This window comes from Kushneria phyllosphaerae (assembly GCF_900312995.1).
In the GTDB taxonomy this organism is placed as follows: Bacteria; Pseudomonadota; Gammaproteobacteria; order Pseudomonadales; family Halomonadaceae; genus Kushneria; species Kushneria phyllosphaerae.
The window spans coordinates 172,019-191,891 of record NZ_ONZI01000001.1; the positions used below are offsets into that span (position 1 = coordinate 172,019).

Sequence of the window (19,873 nt, forward strand, 5' to 3'; positions counted from 1 at the left end):
ATCCAACGCAAACGGGACATCGCATGCAACGCTGGCTGAAAGGACTGCTGACGCTGGGGCTACTGGCCACGCCCCTGTGGGCCTGGGCTCAGGCCGCCTCGTCCGACCCGGCCGTTACCCGGGTAGACATCGACACCGGCGCGCTGCAGGGCCGCAGCGCGCTCGACGTGACAGCGTTCAAGGGCATCCCCTATGCGGCGGCGCCCACGGGAGACAACCGCTGGCGCCCACCACAGCCGGTATCCCCCTGGCAGGGCGTGCGCCAGGCGACCCGCTTCGGCCCGGACTGCATGCAGCGCCCCGATCCGAGCGATGCCGCCCCTCTGGGGGTAACGCCTTCAGAGGACTGTCTCTACCTGAATGTCTGGGCACCGGCTGACGCCATCCCCGATCCTCGCGTGGACCGCGCGCCGACTGATCATCCGGTGCTGGTATGGATCCATGGCGGTGGCTACGTCAACGGCGGCACCTCGACGCCGGTTTATGACGGCAGCGCCTTCGCCCGCGACGGCGTGATTCTGGTCAGCCTCAATTACCGGTTGGGCCGCTTCGGTTTTTTCGCTCATCCCGCCCTGAGCCATGAACAGCCAAGCAATCAGGTGCAGCAAAGAGCGCCGCTGGGCAATTACGCCATCATGGATCAGCTGGCCGCCCTGAACTGGGTGCAGCGCAATATTGGCGCCTTTGGCGGCGATGCTGCCAACGTCACCCTCATGGGCGAATCCGCCGGCGGCGCATCGGTGCTGGACCTGACCGGCTCACCGGCTGCCCGCGGATTGTTCCAGCGCGCCGTGGTGATGTCCGGCGGTGGCCGGGCCCTGATGGGGCCGATGCCCGCGCTTTCAGCCGATCAGGGCGATCTCCCTTCGGCCGAGAGCATTGGTGAAGCCTTTGCCCATCAACAGGGCATCGAAGGCCAAGGAGCAGACGCCCTCGCCGCCCTCAGGCACCTGCCTGCCGAACAGGTGGTCAATGGGCTCAATATGCAAAGCCTCATGACGCCACAGGAAGGCCCGAGCACCTGGACCGGCGGCCCGATTCGCGATGGTAATCTGGTCTCCGGCGAGCCGGAAGGGATCTATCAGGCCGGACTTGCGCAGCACGTTCCGATGATGATCGGTACCACCGATGCCGATCTGGGATTCAGCTCGGCAGACAGCATGGATACCCTGCTGGCGCCCTTTGGCGAAGACGCCGACCGTGCCCGCGCACTGTATGACGCCGAGGGCAGCGGTGACGTGCAGCGCGTGGGTCGCGCCATTGGCATGGATCGCATGATGACCGAACCGGCGCGCTTTATTGCCGATCATTTGGCCGCCAGCGGCGAGCCGGTGTGGCGCTATCGTTTCTCGCACGTCGCGCTCGAGGCGCGTGACCAGTGGCCGGGAGCAGTGCATGCCAGCGAGCTGCCCTATCTCTTTCGCACGCTTGAATCGCGCTACGACCGTCTTGATGACAGCGACCGAGCCATGGCCTGGCAGCTGCATCGCTACGTGGTCAATTTCGCTCGGGATGGCAATCCCAACGGCGGCGGAGCGCCCACCTGGCCGCTGCATACCCCACTATCAAACCTGATGATGGACTTTACCCAAAAGGCGGGGCCGGTAGCCCGACAGGACCCGGGGCAGGCGCAGCTGGACCTGATCGAGCAACATCTGACGCCGGTCCTCGATCATTGATACCCCTGGTGTTTTGCCGATCATCATCCACGTCCTGAAGGCATGACCCTACAGGGCTACGACTTTGGTAATTTTGCGTAACAAAATGATCAAGAAGGTAACATAGCGGTCGATATAAGCGGGGAACATCTTCTGGATTCTCGCCATCATGAAACTGGATCGCTTTTACGCACAGGCCAACGAACAGGACGCTTCACTGCAAAATGAAGCCGAACATGACGCCCTCATGAACGCGCTGTCCCCCTGCCAGCAGTTGGAACAGAATTACACGAATATGATCAGGCGCGAGGAGTATTTGCGCCTGGCGTGGAAGGACATGCCTGAAACGCTGCGTGTTCTTTTGCGGGAAACGTCGCTTGGTCGTCTGCTGGAAGGCCTTTGAGCCCGGTGATCTGACCGGATTTTTCTGTCATGACCTGATGTTGCAGCTCGATACAACCCGAGACATCGCACAACTCTGCACACACGGTAACCCTTTCTGGTGGCATGATCGGCCTCCCTTGCCGATCGGCCACCCGACGGTGTCTCCCCCCTGAAAAAGCAGCTTCATGAACAAGGCACTCATCAATACCGCCTGGATTCTTGGCGAAAAGGTCATGTTGGCGCTGGCCGGTATTTTCATCACGGTCTATGTCGCTCGCTATCTGGGCCCCAGCGAGTTCGGTCTGATCAGCCTGGCGCTGGCGATCGTGGCCTTGATCACACCCATGGTGAAAATGGGCGGCGATAACGTGGTCTTCAATCGCCTGGCCCGCAACCGACAGAGCGGACTGCTGCTGATGGCGGCCTCTACCCGGGTGCGCGCGATCAATTTCATTATCATCTGTGTGCTGTTGACCGTCGGGGCCTGGTTTTATTTTGACACCCCCAAACAGAGGCTGGTGTTTTCCATCATCATCTGGGGCAGCTTCTTTACCACCAACGAGGTCTACAGCGTCTTTTTCAATTCATCGCTGGATTCCAAGTTCAACACCGTGGCGCAGAACATTGCCCTCGGTATCGGCGTGGCGCTCAAGTTTGCCTTTATCAAGCTGGGGGCCACGGTGGGCTTTTTTGCTGCAGCCAACATCGTTCAGTGGGCGGTGTCGTATTTCATCAAGCAGCATCTGTTTCGCAAAAAGACCCGCGACATTGCGCATACCTTCAAGGCGCGCAGCCGCCGTCACTCCCGCCATATCGTGCAGGTTGGTATTCCACTGGCGATCTCGAGTCTGTCGATTGCCCTCTACACCCGCACCGACCAGATCATGCTGGGCAGCATGCTCGATGAAACGCACGTGGGCTGGTATAGCGCCGCCCTGACCCTTTCCCAGGGCTGGATGATGTTTCCCATGGCGCTGATGACGTCCTGGATGGTCGGCATCAATCATGCGGCAAGAAACACTGACCCGTCCGTGTTCGAGCATCGCATTCGACGACTGTTTCTGGCCGTGTTCGTGGTCGCGGTGATTCCGGCCACGCTGATGGGCATTTTCAGGGTCGAGCTGATCGACATGCTCTACGGCGAGCAATATGCCCCGGCCGCCGCCGCGCTGGGCGTTACCGTCATTTCCTCGGTTTTCTCGGTACTGGGCACCTCGGCGTTCAACGTGATTACCGTGATGGGCGGCTACAGCTTCCTGCTCAAGAAGATGCTGTTTGTCAGCGCGCTCAATATCGTTTTGAACTACCTGCTCATTCCTCATTACGGTCTGGTGGGCGCGGCCATGTCGACCCTGATTGCCGAAATCCTGTCGGCCGTGGTGCTTAATCTCTTTTACCGTCGGGGCCGTGTCCTGAGGCTTCAGCTGACAGCCTTTATGGGCGCCAGATCTGCCCCTGCGCCGGCCGGTTGATGCTGCCGACCCCGTCGATATTTTGGAAACCGATACCATGATTGAAATGTTTGTCTGTGGCGATGTGGTCAACCGCCAGTACAACGGCGGCCCCGTCTGCGATGACGCCATGAGTCAGACCATCGCCGCCTGCGATTACGCCGTCTGCAACTTCGAGGCACCGATTCGCGGCTTTGGTCGCGAACAGCCCAAGGACGGTCCGCACATCAACCAGCAGACCGAGATCATGTCGGTGCTCAAAAGCCACGGCTTTGACATGATGCTTCTGGCCAACAACCACATCATGGACTTTGGCGACGAGGCGCTTGAGGCCACGCTGCGTGAAGGCGAGCGTCTTGATGTCGACATGCTCGGCGCCGGCATGACCGTCGAGAAGGCTTATCTGCCCTTGATCCGCGAGATTCAGGATGTCCGTATCGGCATGATCAATGCCTGCGAGGCGCAGTTCGGCGTGCTCGATCACAACGCCGAGCCTGATCAGGCCGGCTACGCCTGGCTCAACCACCCCGCCATCGACCGGATGGTTATCGAGCTCAAGCGCGAGTGCGATTTCGTCATCGTCTTTGCCCACGCAGGTCTTGAGTACTACGACATCCCGCAGAAGGAGTGGCGCCTGCGCTACCAGCATCTGTGCGATCTGGGCGCCGATGTGATCGTGGGCGCCCATCCTCATGTGCCGCAGGGTCATGAGACCTGGAACGACTCGCTGATCTTCTACAGCCTGGGCAACTTCTACTTCAGCAACCGGCCCAATCCGGCGGCGAAGAAGAATTATTCCTATGCCGTGAAGCTCGGTTTTGAAAAAGGCGCGCCGGTGCGTTTCACGCCGGTCTTCCACCACACCGAAAACGATGTGGTGTGTCTGTCACCGGAAGGTGATCGCACCGATCTGGCGCGACTGGATGCCCTCCTGCACGAGGACTATCAGCGCCGTTATGATGAGATGAGCACCGCCATCTATCAGAAATACATTCAGCCCAATCAGATTCGCAGCCTCATGGGGGTGCCCTGTGACGGCACGCTCAAGGGCAGTATCAAGGAAGTAGCGGCAACGCTTCTGGGCAAGCGCCGCCACCTCGACAAGCCGGTGCTGGGCATGCACCTGATGAAAAACGAGACCTATTACTACGCCGCCCGACGCGCTACCGAGCTCAAGGCAAAACGCTAGTACCGCCGCTTGCCTGCCTGTAGCAAGAACAAGGCCCCTGACAGTCTCTCTGTCAGGGGCCTTTTTTTGCCGGGCCTGCCCGTTTGGACCTCTTGTAGAAGGCAGCGGCGCTGCATCGACAGCGAGGCGCGATCGGCATAAGGTTTTGTTCCGGAAGATGCCCCTCGACAACAACACTTCTGCTCAGGAATCCTCATGACCGCTTTTGAGCCCTATCCCAGCGCCGACCAGCTTCACCAGTGGCGCCACGATTTTCACCGCCATCCCGAAATCGCCTTTGAAGAGCATCGCACCAGCGCACGCATTGTCGAACTGCTGCGTGAGGCCGACATCGAAGTGCATACCGGGCTTGCCGGTACCGGTGTGGTCGCAACGATCGAGGGCACTCGTGGCCCCGGGCGCACCATTGGCCTGCGCGCCGATATCGACGCACTCGCCATTGAAGAAGCCACCGAGCTGGAATGGGCCTCTACCACGCCCGGGCGCATGCACGCCTGCGGGCATGACGGTCATACCACCATGCTGCTCGGCGCGGCCTGGGCGCTGGCGCGCAACCCGGATTTTACCGGCAAGGTGCACTTCATCTTTCAGCCGGCCGAGGAAAACGAGGGCGGCGCCCGGGTCATGATCGAGGAAGGCCTTTTTGATCTTTTCCCGATGGACGCCGTGTATGGCCTGCACAACTGGCCCGGCATGGCGGTTGGCGAGGCGGCCGTCCATAGCGGCCCCTCGATGGCGGCCTTTGATGTCTTCACGCTGCGCCTGTCCGGCAGAGGCTGTCACGCGGCCATGCCGCACATGGGCGATGACGTCATTCTGGCGGGCTGCGAGCTGGTGACGCAGCTTCAGGGGCTGATCAGCCGCGAGCGTCCGGCGCATCAGCCGGCGGTGCTGAGTGTGACGCAGTTTCACGGCGGTGACGCCTTCAACGTCATGCCGGGCACGGTCGAGCTGCGCGGCACGCTGCGCTGCTTCGACCCGGCCCTTCGCGAATACCTTGAGAAACGCTTTCGCGAAGCCATTCAGGCCAGCGCCGACTTTCACGGGCTGACCGTCGAGCTCGATTATCAGTCACGCTATCCGGCCACCATCAATGATGCCGAGCAGGCGGCTCACTGCGCCGAAGTACTGGAAAGCATGCCGGAGATTCAAAAGGTCCATTACGATCTGCCGCCGTGTATGGCCTCGGAAGACTTTGCCTTCATGCTGGAAAAATGCCCGGGTGCCTACATCTGGATGGGCAACGGCGACAGCGCCGCCCTGCACAATCCCGGCTATGACTTCAACGATGCGCTGGCCCCGCTCGGCGTGGCCTGGTGGCAAGCACTGGTAAAACATCTGCTGGGGTAAAGCCCCGCCAGATATCGCGACCTCACCGCCCTATTGCCGCAGTTGAGGCTTAAAAAAGGCCTTAATTGCGGCTTTGATCAGTGTTTACTGTTTCATAATCCACATCAATTTTTAACGGCATCGACCTGATCTGTCGTGAAAGTTTCGAAGTCCCTCTTTTCCTTTTCTCGATCGAATACGCCATGGCAGACACACGGCATGACACCGGCGCCGAGCTGACGAACAGCAATGCCCTCTATCGCCAGCTGGTGCAAAAGATTACCGATTACGCAATCTATATGCTCGACCCCGTGGGGGTCGTGCTGAGCTGGAATGAGGGCGCCCAGACCTTCAAGGGCTATCGCGCCGACGAGATCGTGGGGCAGCACTTCAGTCGTTTTTACACGCCCGAAGAGCGCGAGGCAGATCTGCCCATGCTGGGGCTGACAGCCGCCCGTCGCAACGGGCGCCACGAGGCGGAGGGCTGGCGGCTTCGCAAGGATGGCAGTGCCTTCTGGGCAAGCGTCGTGATCGATCCCATCCTTGAGCAGGGTCAGTTGATCGGCTTTGCCAAGATCACCCGGGACATTACGCAAAAGCGGGCCCACCAGCAGGAGATTCTCAAGGCGCGTGACACCGCCGAGCGTCAGTCCCGCGAACTCAGCGGTCTCTACGCCTTTTTGCATACCGTCATTCACAACATTCCGACCCGGGTGCTGGTAGAAGACCAGAGCGATGGTCGTCTCCTGCTGTGCAACCACGACCTGCAAACGTATCAGGTCGGCCCCCGCACGCTGCTGGCGCAGCTGCCTACCGACGCACTGCTGACACGCATCAAGTCCGAACTGGCGCATTTCCCCGAGGCGCCATCGCGTGATATCAGGCTCAAGCTGGAAACGCCTGAAGGCACCTGTCGTCTCAAGTGTCTGACCCTTGAAATCACGGACAACGGCGAGGCCACCGGCCAGCGTCTTTATCTGATCGATGACATTACCGAGGATCATACCGCCCAGGCGACCATACGCCACATGGCCCATCATGATGCCCTGACCAACCTTCCCAACCGTCTGCTATTCGGTGAGCGCACTCGAGCACTGCTGGAGATTCCAGGCACCGGCATCGGGGAAGTGGGCATGCTGCTGCTGGACATGGACAACTTCAAGACCATTAATGATGTGCTGGGCCATCAGGTCGGTGATGAGCTGCTGTGCCAGTTGGCTGCCCGACTGCAGCAACATCTGCATCACGGCGAAACGCTGGCCCGCATTGGCGGTGACGAATTTGCCCTGCTGGTGCCCAAGGTTCACTCCGATATCGCCCTTTCCGATCTGGCCTATACCCTGGCCACCAGCGCGCGGGCACCGTTTCAGCTCAGCGAGCACCTTGTACAGACGGGCATCAGTCTGGGCGGTGTGCGCACCAGTCACGACATTGACAGCTTCGAGCAGCTGATGCGCTGCGCAGATCTGGCCCTTTATGAATCAAAGCGTCAGGGCAAGGGGCGCTATACCACCTTTCGCCCCGAACTGGCGCAGCTGGCGCGCGAACGCCTCGACCTTGAAAACGACCTGCGCAATGCGCTGGCACAAAAGGAACTCTTTTTGCTCTACCAGCCTATCCATGACATCACCGGAACCCATATCACCGGATTTGAGGCCCTGATGCGCTGGCGTCATCCGGTTCGCGGCGTTGTCTCACCGCTGGAGTTCATTCCAATTGCCGAAAACAGCGGCCTGATTCTTGAAATTGGCGCCTGGGCGCTGGTCGAGGCCTGTCGTGAGGCCAGCCGCTGGCCGTCTGATCAGCGCATCTCGGTCAACCTGTCGCCGGCGCAGTTCGGCCGTCAGGGACTGGTTGATGAAGTCGCCCATGCGCTGGAGGTGACGGGGCTTTTACCCTCTCGGCTGGAGCTTGAGATCACCGAGTCAACACTGCTTGATGCCAGTCAGCGCAATATCGATATCCTGCATCAGCTCAAGCGTCTGGGCGTTCGCATCGTGCTGGATGACTTTGGGACCGGCTACTCGTCGCTGCACTATCTGCGCTCTTTCCCGTTTGACCGACTCAAGATCGATCAGAGTTTTATTCGCGAAATGTGCGACAGTCGCGAGGCGCTGGCCATCGTGCGCGCCGTCACCGGCATGGGCAAAAGCCTTGAGATGGAAGTCACTGCCGAAGGCGTCGAGCGTCCCGAGCAGATGGCCCTGTTGCAGCAGGAGGGCTGCTCGCATTTGCAGGGATTTCTGCTCGGCCGACCGGGGCCGGCCGCTGATATTGTTTCCGAAACAGCGAACACTCTCGAGTCTACCCCGCCGCCTGCCCCGCGCTGACCAGACGGCGCCGCTGGCCCTGCTGGTCCAGCAGCCGTCCGGCCACCTCGGCCAGCGGCGTCATCTGATGACAGATCATGGCCAGTTGAGAGTGCACCAGCCGGCGAGCGTCCTCGACTTCCTCTGGCAGCTGCTCGAGAAAGGCCACCATCGACTCGGGCGGCGGTGACAGCGTACCAACCGCCTGACGCCGGGACAGCGCGCGGGCAATGGCCGAGAGATAGCCACTGATGGCCTCAAAGACCACTTCCAGCTCCTGCACGTCCAGTCGTTCACTAACGCTGCGCCGGTGTGCGCCCAGCGCCGATAGATGACCAAGAATGCTGTGGGTGATCACCAGTAGCCGATACCCTTCGTCGGCATCATGGCGATATTGCCCAGGCTCCTGCATGACGCTGGCCAGGCGCGTCGACAGCGCCGCATCGGCGTTATGGGCGTTGCGCCTGGCCAGCCGGTAGGCCAGGTCGTCACGCTTGCCGCTGCGATACTGGCGCACGATTTCACAAAAGTAGGCTTCACTGGCCGTGACGACCGATGCCGCCTCCCGATTGAGCCGTCGCCCCTGCCAGTCCGGCAGGATCACCAACACCGCCAGCGCCGCAAGGCCCGCCCCAAGCAGCGTGTCGATCAGCCGCGGCCAGATCAGATCAAATCCGTCGCCCACCTGGTTGAAGCAGGCCAGCACCATCAGTGTGATGGCCGCAGTGGCGATCGTGTAATGACGAATGCGGGTGGCAAAAAACAATACCCCGGCCAGCACCGCAATCAGGGCCTGCGCAGCGTCCCAGGGGAACAGCGTGATCAGCGCCCAGCCGGCCACCAGCCCCATCACGGTGCCGGTAATGCGCTGGCGCAAAAAGCGGTGGGTCGCACCAAAACTCGGCCGACAGACAAACAGCGTGGTCAGCAAAATCCAGTAGCCCTGGGTGGGGTGAATCAGGCGCAGCAGCAGATACCCCGCCACCAGTGCCGAGGAAAGACGCAGGGCGTGACGAAAGATCGGCGATGAGGTGCGAAAGTGGCCGCGCAGCCGCTGCCAGCCGTCACTCAGGCCACTCGGCGAGCGGTCCAGCAGCTTGCGATCAAACTCGTCCAGCGCCATTTCAGGATTGTCGGCACGGGTCAGCTGTCGCTCCAGCTCGCCCAGATTGATGGCCAGCGACGTTAAGGAGCGCAGCAGCCGGTGGTTCTGGCGCGTGTCTTCGCCGGGCGGATGGCGTTTGAGATACTCGATCGAGGCCCGCAGATCATTGAGCGCCTGCTCGCTTTCACCATGATCAAACGACTGGCGCAGCAACAGGGCTCGGCCCAGCGCCCGGCAGGACTGTCCCTGCTGGTACAACAGCCGCTGACAGCGAAAGAGCACATCACTGTGAAAGAAGTGCTCGGCCAGCGCGTCGTAATCGTAGTGGGTGGAGCTTGCACGCTCATGGATGTCCTGAGCGATCAGATAAAGGCGCAGGTAACGGTCGATGCGCGCACTGTTGTGCTGGCCCTGAAGGCGCGAAAAGATCATCTCCTTGGCCTCGTTGAGCGCACTGACCACGCGGCCGTTCTGACGGGCCAGCGCCAGTCGGCGAGCGCTGCGATCCACCCCGCGCAGCGGCTCGAACAGTGAGGCCTTGATGGCGAGATACTCCCCCAGCTCCGTCATCAGCGCCGCCAGGCTCTGGCGCACCGGCTGGTGGGTAAACAGCACCTGCCATGCGATCGACAGCACGCCGTACCAGGCCGCTCCGGCGATCAGCAACAGCGGCCCGTGCCAGAGATTTTCCACCGTCGCCCCGCCGCGCTGCTCGATGTTGATCATGGTATAGACCGATAGAATCAGCGTGGCTGTTGTGATGGTGGCGTAGCGCTGGCCGATGGCGCCGAGCATGATCATCAAAAAGGTGGCCAGTCCCAGCCCGATGCCAAACAGCCACGGATGGGCAAAGGTCAGCTCCACGGCAAGCGAGGCGATGGCAAAGCAGACCAGCGTGACCAGAAGCGCCCGCAACCGACCCTGCCAGCTGTCGTCGGTCTCGGCCAGCGCACTGGCAATTACGCCCAGAAACAGCGGAATCATCTGCTCGATGTGGCCGAAAAGCCCGCTCCAGAGCATCACGCCGGTCAGCGCGATGAACACGCGCAGGCTATAGGCAAAGGCATCCAGCGCCCAGAGACGGCGCAGTGAATGGGTCAGGCGATTGAGCATGGCGCTGGCCTCCACGGGGAACACGAAGGCGACACCTGCCAGCCAGCAGGGCGTGCCATAACAGCGCGAACATAACAGAAAGGCAATGGAGACGACATCGCCGGCCTCGAAGGGGCCGACGGAGGGTGTGGAATGTTCGTACGGAAGGATTAGAAATCCAGCGTCGCTGAAAGTTTGAAGGTACGCGGCTCGCCCTGCCAAAGGGTCTGTGACCCGGTCGTTGCCGCCGATGCCCAGTACGCTTCGTCGGTAACGTTTTCGACATCGGCGCGCCAGATGAGATTGCCTTCGTTAAACGGCATGGTGTAGCGAAGGCCCAGATCCAGCCGCGTCCAGGGATCCACCTTCAGGTTGTTGGCCTCGTCCACATACTGCGAGCCAGTGCGAATCACGCGTCCGGTCGCGGTCAGGTTCTGTACATCGGGCAGGTCCCACTCGCCGCCCAGTACATAGCGATAGCCGGCTACGCCCGGCGCATCATTGCCATCGTTGGCCCCGTCGGTAGTATCACGCAGCTCGGGGTCCATCCAGGTCGCACTGGCGAGCAGACGCACGCCCTCCAGAGGCTCGCCGTAAAGACTGGTCTCGAGTCCGCGATTGCGCTGCTCACCGTTATAGCCGGCCGTTCGAGTGCCATCACCGTTATTCTCGACGCTGACCTGAGGCTGCTCGATCTGGAACAGCGCGATACCGCCGCCGAGATTGCCGTAATCAAACTTTGCGCCGACCTCGTCCTGTTTGGAGCGGACGATCCCCAGAATATCGTTGGGATTGGTCAGGTTCGGATAGTTGAGTTGGCTTGGGGCACTCTCTCCCTGTTGAAGCGCCTCGATATGGTTGGCATACAGCGAGATATTGTCGGTGGCCTTGTAGAGCAGACCGTAGACCGGTGTCACACGCGATTCGGTAAAGCCGGGCTGGCTTGAGCCATCTACCCCGCTGTAATTGTTAACCTCGATTTCCTGATAGCGCGCACCCAGCGTCAGCAGCAGCCGGTCGTCGATAAAGCCCAGCGTGTCGGAGAGCGAAACGCCGTTGTTATAGACCCGCCCGGTGGTATTGGGATCACTCAGGTTACCGCTCACAGACGGAGAATCCAGAAGCGGTATATCGGCAGGGTCGTAAAGATTGGTCGCGGTACCCGCGAAATTGCCTTCATAGGCCACGTCCTGACGCGAATAGACGCTGGAGTAGCCCAGATTGAGCTGATGCGAGACCGTCCCGGTGTCGAGCTTGCCGCGCAGCCCGATCTGGCTGGCCAGCGATTCCGACTGATAGGCCGTATCCAGCTGAGAAACGGTGCCGTTGCCCGCCTCATCGGCCAGGCTGACGCTACCGGACAGGGTACGTTCATGGGTCCGATTGCCGCCCAGCGCGGCGTAGCCGGTCCAGTCATCGTTGAAGTCATGCTCGCCGCGCACCATGGCGAAGGTGGTTTCAAGACTGGAACGGTTCCAGCCCGGCACATAGTTGGCGTCACTATGTGGCACATCGGGTACCGAGTTGCCGGTATAGCTGCCCAGATTCAGGTTGAGCCGATCACCGTCGATCACGGTTTTCTGATGGCCCAGATCGAACGAGAGTCGATCGTCACCGCCGTCATAGTCCAGCCCCAGCAGGGCCAGAGTGTTTTCACGCTCGGCGTCATCGATCGCGGTATCGCCGCGGCCGCGCTTGAGCACCAGGCGAGCGCCAAACTCGTTGGCCTCACCAAAGCGACGGCCGATATCCACACCGGAGTCGATATAGCCATCGCTGGTATAGCCGGTCGAGAGTCGGTTGATGGGCTCATCGGTAGCACGTTTGGGCTCGATATTGACCGAGCCCCCCACACCGGTACCGCCGGCCGGCACGCCGTTGGCAAAGGCGCTGGCGCCCTTGAAAAGCTCTACGCGGCTGGCAATGTCACTGGCAACGATCTGACGCGGCAGCACGCCGTAGAGACCGCCAAACGAAATGTCGTCGTTGTAGAGATTGAAGCCGCGAATCTTGAAGGATTCGGAATAGTTGCCAAAGCCCGTGCCGACCGCGACCGAGGCATCGTTTTGCAGCACGTCACCGATGGTATCGGCCTGCTGGTTCTCGATCAGCTCATCGGTATAGCTGATCACGTTGAACGGCACGTTCATCGCATCCTGCTCACCCAGAATGCCCAGGCGGCCACCAGCGGCTACCTGCCCGCCGGCATAGGTGGGTGGCGGCGTATTACCGGCGGTTTCAATCGCGGTGCTGGTCACTGTAAGGGTATCGAGATGGCCACTCTGCTCGGCCGCGTACGCTGCGCTGGTCGCGACCGCACCCCCCACAACGATGCCTGCGGCAAAGCGCTGCATCAGCCGGCGCCTGAAATCCTGTTCCCTTGTCATTGCCCTGAACCCTTTGAATTATTGTCGCCGACGTCGGTCGCACCGCGACCCTGCGTCAGCAGATACACGTCACAGGCGACCCTTTTGCTTGCCGAATCTGCCCATATCACTGACCGTCAGTGTGAATTTTGTGCATTTGAAAACGATTCGCATATGCATTGCAACAGGCGTTGACTTAAACAGACATAAAAAAACCATCCCGAAGGATGGTTTTGATAGAGCGCAGTGACTGAAGGGACGTTCAGTCGATATTGAACAGGTCGCGGGTATAGACCTTGTCCTGCACGTCCTTGAGCTCGGGCATCATGCGGTTGGCGACGATTACGTCGGCCTCTGCCTTGAACGCCTCGAAGTCCTTGATCACGCGGGAGTTGAAAAACTCCTCTTCTGCCAGGTTAGGCTCATAGACAATGACTTCAACGCCCTTGGCCTTGATGCGCTTCATCACGCCCTGCATGGCGCTGGCGCGGAAGTTGTCGGAGCCGCTTTTCATTACCAGACGATACACGCCGACGACCTTCGGCTTGCGGCGCAGAATCGCTTCGGACACGAAGTCCTTGCGGGTGCGGTTGGCTTCGACAATGGCCTGAATCAGATTGTTGGGCACGTTCTGATAGTTGGCCAGAAGCTGACGGGTATCCTTGGGCAGACAGTAGCCGCCGTAGCCAAAGCTCGGGTTGTTGTAGTGATTGCCGATGCGCGGGTCGAGGCCGACACCGTCGATGATCTGACGGGCGTTGAGGCCGTGCGTCTCGGCGTAGGTATCGAGCTCGTTGAAGTACGCCACGCGCATGGCCAGATAGGTGTTGGAGAAGAGCTTGATCGCCTCGGCTTCGGTGCTGTCGACCAAAAGCGTGGCAATGTCCTGCTTGACTGCCCCTTCCTTGAGCATGTTGGCAAACGTCTCGGCGCGCTCGGAGCGCTCGCCAACAATGATGCGCGACGGATGCAGATTGTCATACAGCGCCTTGCCCTCGCGCAGAAACTCCGGCGAAAACATCAGGTTCTGCGTATTGAAGCGCTCGACCGCATCGCGGGTATAGCCTACCGGCACGGTGGATTTGATCACCATCACGGCGTCGGGATTGACCGCCATGACGTCATCAATGACCGATTCAACGCTTTTCGTGTTGAAGTAGTTGGTCTGGGGATCGTAATCGGTGGGCGTGGCGATGATGACATAGGCCGCATCGCGATAGGCCGCTTCCTTGTCCAGAGTGGCAGTGAAATTCAGCGCACGGTTGGCCAGAAAATCCGAGATTTCCACGTCCTCGATGGGCGAGATCCCTTCGTTGAGACGCTCGACCTTCTCGGGCACGATATCGACCGCGACCACTTCATGATGCTGCGCCAGCAGCATGGCGTTGGAAAGGCCCACATAGCCTGTGCCTGCAACTGCAATTTTCACTTGAACCGTCCTTTCATCAAAAATGTGCTTTACCGGCCGTCACCGGACCCCAAAAACGTCCCAATGACAGCGCCCCTCCAGGGCCGCGGTCGTGACTGTTGCCGACCATCATACGCGACCCGTCACGGGAAGCGCTTGGCACAAACGCTACTTTCATGCGTGCAAGGAAGACACCGGGCCGGAAAACAACAGGCCGGCGCAGACGCCGGCCCCATTGTGGCGCGCTTTCAGGGCATTGTCAGTGCCACCGGCGCTACCACTCGGCAAAGCTCCCATCGGCATGGCGCCAGATGGGATTGCGCCAGCGATGGCCAATCTCGGCGCGCTCGCGCACATAGTCTTCATTGACCTCAACGCCCAGTCCCGGCCCCTGCGGGATTTTGACGTAGCCGTCTTCATAAGCAAACACTTCCGGGTTTTTGACGTAATCCAGCAGATCATTGCCCTGGTTGTAGTGGATACCCAGGCTCTGCTCCTGGATGAAGGCGTTGTAGCAGTTGGCATCAAGCTGCAGATTGGCCGCCAGTGCGATCGGCCCCAGCGGACAGTGCAGCGCAAGCGCCACATCGTAGGCCTCGGCCATGTTGGCGATCTTGCGTGTTTCGGTGATGCCGCCGGAGTGGGACGGGTCGGGCTGGATGATATCCACATAGCCGCCGGCCAGAATCTGCTTGAAGTCCCAGCGCGAGAAGAGCCGCTCGCCAAGCGCAATCGGGATGTTGGACAGCGGCGCGATCTCCTTCAACGCCTCGGCGTTCTCGCTGAGCACCGGCTCTTCGACAAACATCAGTCGATAGGGTTCAAGCTCCTTCATCAGCACCCTGGCCATCGGCTTGTGCACGCGACCATGGAAATCCACACCGATGCCGAAGTTCGGGCCGACCGCATCACGAATCGCCGCCACGTTGGCAATGACCCCATCGACCTTGTCGAAGGTATCGACGAACTGCATCTCTTCACTGGCGTTCATCTTGATGGCGGTAAAGCCACCGTCCATGCGCTCTTTCGCCATGCGCGCGGTATCGCCAGGACGGTCACCCCCGATCCAGGAGTAGACGCGAATGCGGTCTCGCACGGCCCCGCCCAGAAGCTCGTGAACCGGCACGCCCAGCACCTTGCCCTTGATGTCCCAAAGCGCCTGATCGATACCGGCCAGGGCACTCATGTGAATGGCACCACCTCGGTAGAAGCCGCCGCGATACATCACCGTCCAGTGATCCTCGATGTGGCGCGGGTCCTTGCCGATCAGATAGTCGGAAAGCTCATCGACGGCGGCCGCCACACTGTGGGCGCGGCCTTCGACCACCGGCTCCCCCCAGCCGACAAATCCCTCGTCGGTCTCGATTTTCAGAAAGCACCAGCGCGGCGGTACGATGAAGGTTTCCAGTCGGGTAATTTTCATGGCAGGTCTCGGCAGTTCCTGGTCGGAAATGGATGGAACAAAAGGCGATCAAACAGGGATCGATTGACAGCGACTCAGCGCTTGAGTGCCTGCCAGGCATCCGCGAAGGCGCGGGCGTTACGGCCCACATCTTCAGCACTCATGCCGGGCTTGTAGAGCGCCGAGCCGAGCCCAAAACCGCCGGCGCCGGCATCGACAAATGCCTGCATGTTGTCGGGCGTAATGCCACCGACCGGCAACAGCGCCACCTCGGGCGGCAGCACGGCGCGCCAGGCCTTGATCACCTTTGGCCCCAGCTGCTCGGCCGGGAACATCTTGAGCACATCGGCACCGGCGTTGAGCGCGGCAAAGGCCTCGGTCGGCGTGGCCACGCCCGGGGCACTGACAAGGCCGGCTGCTTTCGTGGACTGAATGACGCGCGGGTCACCGTGGGGGGAGACGATCAGCTTGCCGCCGGCGTGCGCCACGTCACGCACCTGCTGGACACGGGTGACCGTCCCGGCACCGATCAGGCACTTGTCGCCCAGAAGCCGATCCAGCCGCACGATGCTTTCCAGCGGCTCGGGTGAGTTGAGCGGCACTTCCATGATGCGAAAGCCCGCCTCATAAAGCGCCTGACCGATGGGCTCGATTTCGTGCTGGGTGACACCGCGCAAAATGGCGATCAACGGCAGGGTCTGCAGGTACTCATTCAACATGGTCTGCTCCTTGGTGAGCTAAAGCGTCAGGGTCATCGGGCGGCGGCAGTCAAACCGGCATGGCGGGCGATGGTCATCAAGCCGCTGATGCTGGCGTCATGAATAATCTCGACATCAGGACATTCAAAGTGGGCCAGCGCGCGGGCGTACCTCCGGCACAGGGCGTCATCGCCGATCAGCGCAAGCCTCAAACGGGACGTATCTCCCAGCGTAGCCGTGGCACTGCGCACCTCCTCGCCGATCAAAAGCCCTGAGAGGTAGGCAAGGCTGGTCGCGGGCGAGAGTTCATCTGCCAGCACGCGGCTGCGCACGCTGAAAAGCTGCCCCGAAAGTCCGGCACTGCCGGCATCCAGAGCATTTTTGACCCCCTCATCGAAGGCGTTGAGACTTGCTGTCTCGCTGGCCTCTTCCTGACACTCATGCGCGGGACGCCCCAGAATCGAGTGCTCGCGCAGTACGGCGTAGAGCTCACCGGTCATGTGGGTCGTGAAACCGACCAGCCGCTCATCCTCGATCCGCGCCCACTTGCTATGGGTGCCGGGCATGACCAGCAGCGAGTCCTTCGAAAGCTCGGGATGCCGGGCCATGACGCCGATCAGCTGGGTCTCCTCACCGCGCATTACGTTGGGCAGGGCGCCGGTCTCGGCATCGCTGTGCTGCATGACGCCCGGCACCAGCGAGAGCCGGTCGATACTGGTATCGATCTCGACCAGCCCACTGGCGATGGCATTGGCATCGGCGGGGGCTGCCACATAGGGCACTTCCTGCCAGCCGCCGCGGCTGCCGATCATGCCGCAGGCCAGTGCCGGAAGCTCTGGATGCGCCTCGCGCCACGGCCCGACAACGGCCTGATAGGCGCGAGCGAAATCCCCTTCCGGCGTATGCAGAATGCCCCAGGGCTCGTGACGGTGATCCAGAATCTGCCCCTCCCCGTCGAGCAGCCAGGCACGCAGCGTGGAGGTTCCCCAGTCGAGAGCAATCAGGCGCGCAGAGGTATCAGTCATGAAAGGCTCCCGCAGATGAAGAAAAGGCAGAATCGGGGTAACGCTCAGGCCGGGCGATCCGTTGCGATAGCTGCGCGGCGGCGTCACGCACGCTCGGGCCCAGCTCTGCCAGCCGAGCATCCGACATCCAGGGTGTGGCACTGGCGATGCTGATGGCCGCCACAATCATGCCCTGCTCGTCGCGCACCGGCGCCGCCACACAGCGAATGCCCCGCTCATTGTCTTCAAGATCCAGCACCACGCCTGTCTTTTGATAGTCGAGCAGCCGCGCTCGATACTCGGGCCAGGCCGGAGGCTCCAGCGGTGAAAGTCCTGCCACCGGTGCCTCGCTCTGGTGGCGATGGCGATCACAGGCCAGCGCATGCAGGCGCTGCCACTGAGCTTCATCAAGGTCGAGCATCAGCGCCCGCCCCACACCGGTCAGGGCCAGCGGCAGCCGAAGCCCGGGGCGCGAGCGCATTTCAAGCCCGCGTGAGCCCCGGATCTTGTCGAGATAGACCACGTCATCACCTTCCCGAACGCCTAGGTGCACGCTGTCACCGCAGTTTCGGGCCAGGGTCTCGATGACCGGGCGGGCCAGCGTGACCAGCGGCATCTGCTCGCGGGCACGAGTACCGAGCGTGGCCAGTTTCAAACCGAGCTGATAGCCCTGCCCGCTCTGGCGCAGATAGCCGGCATGGACCAGCGCCGAGACCAGCCGATGGGTCGTACTGCGCGTACATTGAATACGCTCGCCGATGGCGGCCAGGCCATGATGCCCTTCAGCCACAGCGTCCAGCACCGCCAGACCGCGCATCAGGGCCTGAGCGCCGACGGGGCGTTCGGGAAGGGAGGCAGAAAAAGAAGTTGTCATGACCTCAGTCTACGCCTGAAACGGCTCTATCCCAATATGCAGACGTGACTCCCACGTTATGGGATTCGTAACATGCTACGAAGGTCTCGATCCTGTACTAAAGTCAGAAAAGACCAAGGTCAGAAAAGCACTCATGTCCGACTGTGACAGGATCCGATCCATGCATGACACCCTGATGATCTGGTTAACGCACCTGCCCCGCTGGACGCTGGCTCTGGTGGCGATTGCCGCCGCCGTGGTCCTGCATGGCGGGCTCAGGATTGTGCACCTTCGCCTGCGCCGGCTGGAACACGGGCGCTGGCATCTGCTCAACGTGGCAGCGCTGGCCGTGCATCCACCGCTGGTGTGTCTGGTGTGGTGCTATGGCGCCATGGTGGCGCTTTACTATCTGGTGCCCACCGTTCTGGGCTGGCAGCCCACCATCATGACGCTGGCCAACGTGGTGGGCGTATTCCTGGGTTTCTGGCTTTTTGTGCGGGTCTCAAGACGCGTAATCGCCGTAATGGACCGCTGGTCACAGACACGTCAAGGCTACTTCGAGCGCTTTCTGGCGCCCTTTATGGCCCGGGCCGCCGCGGCGCTTTTCCCGATTTTTCTCCTCTTCTCGCTGTTTCCGCTGTTTGTGACCTCCGAGCGCTTTAACCTGGTCATTCACAACCTCACCAGCATGCTGCTGATTGGCAGTATCGCCGGCATCCTGGTCCACGGGGTCAATATCGGCGAACGCGCGCTCAGAGAGCACTACCGCGTTGACGTGGCCGACAACCTGAACGCGCGCAAGGTGCACACGCAGATTGCCGTACTGCGCAAGATCGTCAACTTTCTCATCGTGCTGGTGGCCGTGGCCTCGATGCTGATGCTCTTTGACAAGGTACGCCAGCTCGGCACCAGCATTCTGGCCTCGGCCGGCATCATGGGGGTGGTGCTGGGTTTTGCCGCGCAGAAGATCTTTGGCAACCTGCTGGCCGGGGTCCAGATCGCACTCACCCAGCCGATCCAGCTCGATGATGCGGTGGTGGTCCAGGGCGAGTGGGGCTGGATCGAGGAGCTGACGCTGACTTATGTGGTGGTCAGGCTCTGGGACTGGCGCCGGCTGGTACTGCCGATCACCTGGTTTCTCGACAACCCTTTCGAGAACTGGACGCGAAGGACCAACGACCTGATCGGCAGTGTGATGCTTTATGCCGACTTCTCGCTGCCGCTGGACGCACTGCAGGAAGAAGCCACCCGCATTGCGCAGAACTCGCCGCTGTGGAGCGGCGTAGTGTGCAAGGTGCAGCTTCTTGAAATGACCGAGTACAACATGCAGCTGCGTGTACTGGTCAGCGCCCGCGGTGGTGGCGACACCTTTGATCTGCGCTGCGAAATGCGCGAAGGCCTGATCCGCTTTATCGCCCGGGAATATCCGGACGCCTTTCCACGCATGCGCGTGATGATGCCGGATCGCAACAGTCTGCATGGCGAGCAGGACGACCGCTCCGCGCCCGAGGAGGCAGCGCTGACCCAGACGCCGGAAGACGTGCCAAGCGAGGACCGGGCCCCCAATGGCCCTGGCCCCGGTAGCTAGTACCAGGGACCGCCCACACCGCGGGCCGGGATGGCGT

At 61.1% G+C, this 19,873-nt stretch carries 14 protein-coding genes; 7 read left to right on the plus strand and 7 right to left on the minus strand.

Features of this window, described 5'->3' with window-relative positions:
• Window positions 1-23: 23 nt before the first annotated feature.
• From KSP9073_RS00720 to KSP9073_RS00745, 6 genes are all read left to right on the plus strand, one after another.
• On the plus strand, window positions 24-1,679 hold the full coding sequence (locus KSP9073_RS00720) for a carboxylesterase/lipase family protein (RefSeq protein ID WP_108841047.1): 1,656 nt from the start codon (window positions 24-26) through the stop codon (window positions 1,677-1,679).
• 148 nt (window positions 1,680-1,827) lie between these two features.
• Complete coding sequence (locus KSP9073_RS00725; protein WP_108841048.1) at window positions 1,828-2,061, plus strand: hypothetical protein; 234 nt, start codon at window positions 1,828-1,830, stop codon at window positions 2,059-2,061.
• Between the two features lie 166 nt (window positions 2,062-2,227).
• On the plus strand, window positions 2,228-3,514 hold the full coding sequence (locus tag KSP9073_RS00730; protein WP_108841049.1) for a flippase: 1,287 nt from the start codon (window positions 2,228-2,230) through the stop codon (window positions 3,512-3,514).
• Window positions 3,515-3,551: 37 nt separating this feature from the next.
• Entirely contained in the window at window positions 3,552-4,682 is a 1,131-nt protein-coding gene (locus KSP9073_RS00735) for a CapA family protein (RefSeq protein WP_133240960.1), read from the plus strand.
• A gap of 195 nt (window positions 4,683-4,877) precedes the next feature.
• Window positions 4,878-6,032 (plus strand): M20 aminoacylase family protein, encoded by a 1,155-nt coding sequence (locus KSP9073_RS00740; RefSeq protein WP_108841051.1) that lies wholly within the window; start codon window positions 4,878-4,880, stop codon window positions 6,030-6,032.
• A 182-nt stretch (window positions 6,033-6,214) separates the two neighbouring features.
• Window positions 6,215-8,341, plus strand: a complete 2,127-nt coding sequence (locus KSP9073_RS00745; protein ID WP_108841052.1) for a sensor domain-containing protein — start codon at window positions 6,215-6,217, stop codon at window positions 8,339-8,341.
• On the opposite strand, the gene yccS is transcribed toward KSP9073_RS00745, so the two are convergent.
• The 7 genes from yccS to KSP9073_RS00780 all read right to left on the minus strand — a co-directional run bounded on the left by yccS (window position 8,316) and on the right by KSP9073_RS00780 (window position 18,269).
• Window positions 8,316-10,538, minus strand: coding sequence for a YccS family putative transporter (gene yccS, locus KSP9073_RS00750; protein WP_108841969.1), 2,223 nt, complete (start codon window positions 10,536-10,538; stop codon window positions 8,316-8,318). The genes KSP9073_RS00745 and yccS overlap by 26 nt on opposite strands.
• A 149-nt stretch (window positions 10,539-10,687) precedes the next feature.
• Window positions 10,688-12,904, minus strand: coding sequence for a TonB-dependent receptor (locus KSP9073_RS00755; protein WP_108841053.1), 2,217 nt, complete (start codon window positions 12,902-12,904; stop codon window positions 10,688-10,690).
• Between the two features lie 241 nt (window positions 12,905-13,145).
• Window positions 13,146-14,312 (minus strand): nucleotide sugar dehydrogenase, encoded by a 1,167-nt coding sequence (locus KSP9073_RS00760; protein WP_108841054.1) that lies wholly within the window; start codon window positions 14,310-14,312, stop codon window positions 13,146-13,148.
• 253 nt (window positions 14,313-14,565) lie between these two features.
• On the minus strand, window positions 14,566-15,714 hold the full coding sequence (dgoD, locus tag KSP9073_RS00765; protein ID WP_108841055.1) for a galactonate dehydratase: 1,149 nt from the start codon (window positions 15,712-15,714) through the stop codon (window positions 14,566-14,568).
• Between the two features lie 74 nt (window positions 15,715-15,788).
• A complete protein-coding gene (locus tag KSP9073_RS00770) occupies window positions 15,789-16,412 on the minus strand; it encodes a 2-dehydro-3-deoxy-6-phosphogalactonate aldolase (RefSeq protein ID WP_108841056.1) in 624 nt (207 codons plus the stop codon).
• A 32-nt stretch (window positions 16,413-16,444) separates the two neighbouring features.
• Complete coding sequence (locus KSP9073_RS00775) at window positions 16,445-17,416, minus strand: 2-dehydro-3-deoxygalactonokinase (protein WP_108841057.1); 972 nt, start codon at window positions 17,414-17,416, stop codon at window positions 16,445-16,447.
• Window positions 17,409-18,269, minus strand: a complete 861-nt coding sequence (locus KSP9073_RS00780) for an IclR family transcriptional regulator (RefSeq protein ID WP_108841058.1) — start codon at window positions 18,267-18,269, stop codon at window positions 17,409-17,411. The genes KSP9073_RS00775 and KSP9073_RS00780 overlap by 8 nt, the downstream gene beginning before the upstream one ends.
• Window positions 18,270-18,429: 160 nt before the next feature.
• Here KSP9073_RS00780 and KSP9073_RS00785 point away from each other — a divergent pair, with 160 nt between their 5' ends.
• Window positions 18,430-19,836 carry a mechanosensitive ion channel family protein gene (locus KSP9073_RS00785; RefSeq protein ID WP_108841059.1) on the plus strand — a complete coding sequence of 469 codons (1,407 nt, stop codon included), beginning with the start codon at window positions 18,430-18,432 and terminating at the stop codon, window positions 19,834-19,836.
• The last annotated feature ends 37 nt before the right edge of the window (window positions 19,837-19,873 follow it).